The organism is Streptomyces sp. GbtcB7 (genome assembly GCF_019091445.1).
Lineage (GTDB): Bacteria > Actinomycetota > Actinomycetes > Streptomycetales > Streptomycetaceae > Streptomyces > Streptomyces mirabilis.
Window position 1 is genome coordinate 1 of record NZ_JAGXJM010000400.1, and the last position, 255, is coordinate 255.

Genomic DNA, 255 nt, shown 5'->3' on the forward strand with positions numbered 1-255 from the left:
CCTCGTACACCCCGCCGCCGCGGTCGTCCGCGACGATCGGGTCCGGGCTCGTCCACGGCTCGCTCGCGTAGTCCTCGTCGACACCGACCGCACCCACGTCGAAGCCGCCCTCGTCCGCGTAGACGAGGGCGACGATGCCCGCCACGACCAGGCCCGCGATCCAGACGAAAGCGGTGAAACCGCCCAGTCGCGCGATCGCCGTCCGGCTCGCGCCCGTCTGCCCGCCCGCGCTCATGTTCCCCTCCGCCCCGACAC

Annotated in this window: 1 protein-coding gene; it reads right to left on the reverse strand. The window is 73.7% G+C overall.

Annotated features, from left to right (window positions below; all coding sequences use genetic code 11):
- Nucleotides 1–235, reverse strand: a 235-nt coding sequence (locus tag KVT44_RS56370; RefSeq protein WP_217577048.1) for a hypothetical protein, incomplete at its 3' end; no start/stop codon positions are given.
- Nucleotides 236–255 lie beyond the last annotated feature (20 nt).